Annotated in this window: 3 protein-coding genes; all 3 read left to right on the top strand. The window is 38.5% G+C overall.

The genetic code is table 11. The features are described 5' to 3' along the window. Positions 1–706: 706 nt before the first annotated feature. From M0Q51_17170 to M0Q51_17160, 3 genes are read left to right on the top strand one after another with little or no spacing between them, the layout of a single operon-like run. The gene (locus M0Q51_17170; GenBank protein ID MCK9401701.1) at positions 707–2,341 is read left to right on the top strand and encodes a T9SS type A sorting domain-containing protein; all 1,635 of its coding nucleotides are present in this window, start codon (positions 707–709) and stop codon (positions 2,339–2,341) included. Beyond that, on the top strand, positions 2,338–2,535 hold the full coding sequence (locus tag M0Q51_17165) for a hypothetical protein (GenBank protein MCK9401700.1): 198 nt from the start codon (positions 2,338–2,340) through the stop codon (positions 2,533–2,535). Before M0Q51_17170 ends, M0Q51_17165 begins: the two co-directional genes overlap by 4 nt. A gap of 17 nt (positions 2,536–2,552) precedes the next feature. Then, positions 2,553–3,827 (top strand): hypothetical protein, encoded by a 1,275-nt coding sequence (locus M0Q51_17160; GenBank protein ID MCK9401699.1) that lies wholly within the window; start codon positions 2,553–2,555, stop codon positions 3,825–3,827. The last annotated feature ends 173 nt before the right edge of the window (positions 3,828–4,000 follow it).

Below are 4,000 nucleotides of genomic sequence, written 5' to 3'. Positions count from 1 at the left end.
CAAGGGTTACAGTCCTTATATCTGAGGATGAAGGTGTAAAAGTTAATAGAAACCGCCTTGGTACGATTAAGTATGCCGGGTGGTGTGGGGGGACAGCGGCGTGAGCCGCTTCCTACCCGATTAAAAGTGCAATATCCGGATAGAAAAAATTCCCTGTAGGGGATCAATTTTGGGCTTTTGGTCTTGTGTCATCAGCGGAGTAAACCGATGTCCCTACTTTGTCCGGATTCCCTGCTTCTCCTCTTCTCCTTTTCTCCTCTTCCCCGCTTCCCCGCTTCCATGCCCCCATGCCTCCATGCTTTCATTTATTATCTGGAATTATTTTCCCAGTTTCTTGCATTTCAGCCACTTAATTTACTTATATTTGGTGTCCAAGCCAGGCGACCGCCCCCCGGGTCCATTTAAGAAGATAAGACTGTAAGACAGTAAGACTGTAAGAAAATTGGCAATTGACGATTTTTGGCTCTGTTTACAAACACTTTAGAAACAAGGTTTAATTAAAAAATGGATAAACCGGATTTTATAGCCTTCGATGTTGAGACCGCAACTTCTGAATTATCAAGTTTGTGCCTGGTTGGGTATTGGCATGGGTGCATGGAGGCATGGAGGCTGGGGAGCAGGAGTTTTTGGATATGATATAAAGGGTAATTGGGATAATACTTTTAGGAATTTAATTTTTATGGATTTTACAGACAAATTAAAAGCAATGAAAAAACTAAGCTTACTAATCGTTCTGATTTTCTGCTTACAAGTATCCGTATCTTCCCAATCCTGCCTTCCCGAAGGGATTTACTTCTCAAACCAATCTTCCATCAACAATTTCCAGGCCGACTATCCGGGGTGCACGGAGATTGAGGGAGATGTATCCATAAGCGGGAATAACATAACAAACCTCAATGGTCTGAATGTCCTGACTTCAATAGGAGGATCCCTTACTATTGAGGATAACCCTTCACTGGTCAGTCTTGCAGGCCTGGAAAATCTAAGCCATATCGGGGGTGATTTTAGTACTAGTTCAAACGTATCCCTGTTAAATCTCTCCGCTCTGAGTAATATTATCTTTATTGGAGGCGATATTGGGATTTCCGGCAATCCATTGGTGGCCAATCTTTCCGGATTTAATGGCCTGAACACTGCTGAAGGAGATGTGCTGATTGACAACAATTACAACATTGAAAATCTGTCCGGACTTCAAAACCTTAATAAAGTTAAGGGCAGCCTGAAGATCTCAAACAATGACCAATTATTGGATCTGTCCGGCCTGGAAAACCTGGATAGCATTTATGGAAACCTGGTCATTTTGGAAAACCCTGACTTGTTAAGCATTGAAAGCCTGAATAATTTGGTTTTTGTTGGGGCAGACCTGGAAATTTCTCACGATTATTTCTTAGAATACTTTACCGGACTTAATCATCTTGGAATTATTGGGGGTGATTTGACAATTCATCATAATAATGACATTAACAATATGAACGGATTGGATGAACTCGGCTCCATCGGAGGCAATCTTTGGATTGATTATAATGCTTCTCTGATAACTTTGTCAGGACTGGAAAATCTTACTGTAGTAGAAGGGGATGTCTGGATCACTGAGAATCATAACCTTGAAAGCATTGGCGCGCTGGAAAACCTCGATTCCATTGATGGCAGTCTTAAAATAAACTACAATAGTTGGCTGTTTGGTTTAACCGGTTTAGAAAAAATCAACAGGATCGGAGGTGGACTGCAAATCATGGAGAGTCCTGCCTTACTCTCTTTATCCGGACTGGACAATTTATCGAGTATAGGTGGTGACCTTGATTTATATTTAAATTCCGGACTGAACGATCTTTCTGCGCTGAAAAACCTGAAGGCTATCGGAGGTATGCTAAGCATTGAATTTTCATCCTCCCTCGCCAGTCTGGCAGGCCTTGACAGTATTGATGCATCCACAATCGATGAATTGATCCTGAGGCATAATTTTTCTCTTACGGAATGCCAGGTCAAGAGCATTTGCAATTATATCTTCAATCCGACCGGTTCAATGGATATACTGGAAAATGCCACAGGTTGTAATAATTCCCAGGAAGTGTACATGGCGTGCACGGTGAATGTCCCGGAAAATGCTGATGAACAAGAGTTAAGGATCTACCCTAACCCGGCGACAGAAGTAATTTATATTTTAACTGCTGATAGCAGGAACATCAAAGATTTAACGGTTTATAACCAGGTGGGCCAAAGAGTTTTATACCAGGAGAATGTGACGAATCTTGTCGATATTTCGAAGCTTTCACGGGGCATTTATATTATTGAACTCTTAGAAGATCAAACATTGGTAAGGCGGAAATTGATTATTCAATGAAACAGGACATTTTCTCAATGCGAATTGATTTCCCTTCCCCCGGGTGGGGGAAGGGCGAGGGGGAGGGGCTGAATGGCAGCGGCGCCGGCCCGACGAAACTTAAAAAGATTGAGGAGTATAATGCGCAGGGGGCGGGGATCAGGATAATTGGGGAGGAGGAGTTTTTGGAGATGATCAACTTAATTAAGAATTAAATTAAAAATACATTTTTATGAAAAAAGTTACAATTTTAATGACATTCGTGCTGTTTTCGATAATCAGTTATTCTCAAAAACTCATTGAATTGAATTATGACTCCGGTAAAAAAGAGATATGTGAAAAAACAAAAAAGATCAATCTTAGAGTTGGAGAATTGTATAAAGTGAAAATTAATGGAATAAATTCTTCAGTGATAAATGCCAAACTGGAAACAACAACCTATTCGCTAAATTCAAATACGCCAGAATTAATCAAACCATTATTTCCTGGGGTAGTTGATGCATCTCAATTGGAAAATTTGTTTTATTTTGTTGATAGCTTATTCGCAGTCAGTCGTTTAAATGATATTTATGATGAAGCTCTTTCGAAGTGGAACATTTTGTCTGAGTTAAAATCATTTGCAGACACTTTGTATAAGAAGACGGAAAATTCGCCAAATCCTAAAGAATCAAGTACAGCGCTTTACAATGCTTATTCTCTTCTTAATGTCCATTCAAATGATGAGCTAAAAAAGCAAACAAGTATCTTAATCAACTTTATCATTTTAGCTAAAGAAATATATCAGAAGAAAATGGAGGAAGCGAGTCCGGATAATATAATTGCCGAACAACTTATACAGAACTGTTCGGAATTATATTTTTATTATGAGAAATTGACAAAAGATAATTATTTGCGCTATGCTACTTTCATTATTGAATCCCAGAAGAGTAAACCATACCTGGAATCAGAAACATTTAAAGCAGAAAAAGATCTTGTGGATTTAAATGTTATCCTGGTTAACAATTATGTCAAAGACACAGTATTGAAGGATGTATTGCCATTTTATACCAAAGGAAGCTGGAGTTTTGATTTCTCATCGGGATTTTTCTACGATAATTTGGTTGAGAAATCTTACTACATTGAAAAAAGGGACACGTTGATCAACAATATTTTAGAAGAAGAAAGAACCAACTCTTTTGATGTTGCTTTCGGTGCTTTAGGTCATTTCTCCTACAAGTTTACTAACTCATTCCTGGCAGGATTAAGTATGGGAGCTGCTATTTCACCTTTTGATGCTAAAGTAAGATACTTGTTAGGTGCCAGTTTTTTGTTTGGTCGTAGAAATCAAGTTGGACTTAATGCAGGGCTGAGTCTTGTCAAATTTAAAGAACTTTCAAATGCTGTTAAAGAAGATGAAATTGGCAAATACGTACCAGCAAGTGTAACAAGTGTTCCAACTTATGATAAACTAATTAGTGGGATATATTTTGGTATTACTTACAACCTTACATCCAAGAAAAAGGATTAACTCCATCAACCTGCTTCATTTATGGGAAAAATTCAAGTGTAATTATTAACTCAAGTTTCGCACTTCTGTAATGCTTAATTGACGTGGCTTTCATGCGACATCCTTTAAATTGTTAATGTTAAAGTTTTCTGATTGTCGTTCCAATATCGCCATTAAAAATAATTGTTCTGATT

It is taken from the genome of Bacteroidales bacterium (genome assembly GCA_023229505.1).
Taxonomy (GTDB): domain Bacteria; phylum Bacteroidota; class Bacteroidia; order Bacteroidales; family JAGOPY01; genus JAGOPY01.
The sequence above is the reverse complement of the archived record's forward strand: the minus strand, read 5'-3'. Positions and strand labels throughout refer to the sequence as shown.

Excerpts from the sequence above, each read along its gene's own strand:
- M0Q51_17170 (MCK9401701.1), top strand. The coding sequence starts at position 707 with ATGAAAAAACTAAGCTTACTAATCGTTCTGATTTTCTGCTTACAAGTA.
- M0Q51_17165 (MCK9401700.1), top strand. The coding sequence starts at position 2,338 with ATGAAACAGGACATTTTCTCAATGCGAATTGATTTCCCTTCCCCCGGG.
- M0Q51_17160 (MCK9401699.1), top strand. The coding sequence starts at position 2,553 with ATGAAAAAAGTTACAATTTTAATGACATTCGTGCTGTTTTCGATAATC.